This window comes from Nocardia seriolae NBRC 15557 (assembly GCF_007990715.1).
Taxonomy (GTDB): Bacteria; Actinomycetota; Actinomycetes; order Mycobacteriales; family Mycobacteriaceae; genus Nocardia; species Nocardia seriolae.
In genome coordinates, this window is the sequence record NZ_BJWY01000271.1 from 1 (window position 1) to 1,055 (window position 1,055).

Annotated in this window: 1 protein-coding gene; it reads right to left on the reverse strand. The window is 65.3% G+C overall.

Features of this window, described 5'->3' with window-relative positions; genetic code table 11:
- Positions 1-30: 30 nt before the first annotated feature.
- Positions 31-966 (reverse strand): IS3 family transposase, encoded by a 936-nt coding sequence (locus NS2_RS35670; protein ID WP_036553034.1) that lies wholly within the window; start codon positions 964-966, stop codon positions 31-33.
- Positions 967-1,055: the final 89 nt, after the last annotated feature.

A 1,055-nucleotide genomic window follows, 5' to 3' on the forward strand; every position in this document is an offset into this window, starting at 1 on the left:
TGAGGTTCCCCCCGAATGGTGGACAGATGGTTACGCAGCGTTCGCTGCGGCTGTCTCCAGAGCCCGCTCGTAGCGGATAGGGCTGATTCCGCCGATCGCGGAGTGCCTGCGGGTAGTGTTGTAGCGGTCGATCCATTTGTCAACTGCGGCAATGAGTTCGGCCTTCGTGGCGAAGGTGTGGCGGTAGTAGAACTCGTGCTTGAAGGTCGACCACAGCGATTCGGCGGGGCTGTTGTCCCAACAGATGCCGGTAGCGCCCATCGACCGTCGAAGACGGTGGCGGGCACAGGCTTTCACTGTCAACGCTGCGGTGAACTCACCGCCACGATCCGAATGCAGGATCGTGCCGTCCACCCGGCCGCCACGCACGGCCACGGCCTGCTCGATCGCGGTTTCGACCACGTCGGCGCCGATGTGGTCGGCGACCGCGTTCCCGAGGACCCGGCGGGTGTGCCCGTCGCGGATGGCACACAGATACATCTCACCCTGCCCGCAGGTCAGGTAGGTGAAATCGGTGGTCCACACCGCGTCCGGGCGGCCCTGATCGAAGTGGCGTGCCACCAGATCCGGCGGGAACGACGCGGTCGGATCGGCCACGGTGGTGCGGACTTTGAACGTGCGCGGGCTGATGCCCTCGATCCCGATCTCGGCCATGATCGCCGCGACGGTCTTGTTGTTCACCGTCTCGCCGCGTTCGCGCAGCTCGTCGGTGATCCGCGGGGATCCGTAGGTGCCGTCGGAGTCGGCGTGCACGTCCAGGATCTTCATCGCCAGGTCGGCGCGGCGCTGCTGCCGTGGCGTGAGTTCGGTTGCGGCCCTGCGCTTCTTCCACGTGTAGTAGCCCGAGGTCGATACGTCCAGCAGTCGCGCCATCCGGGTCACGTCGAAGCCTTGCGGGGCGGCGGTGGTGGTGGTGCCCGCTGTCGCGGTGAGGGCGTGTACATCGGGGGTGGCGTACTTCGCCATCAGTTCGAACCGGGCCGGTTGTTCTGCATCGCGGCAAAGTACGCCGAAGCTTTTTTCAGGAACTGAATGTCCTTGTCCTGCTCGGCAAC

Excerpts from the sequence above, each read along its gene's own strand:
- NS2_RS35670 (WP_036553034.1), bottom strand. The coding sequence starts at position 966 with ATGGCGAAGTACGCCACCCCCGATGTACACGCCCTCACCGCGACAGCG.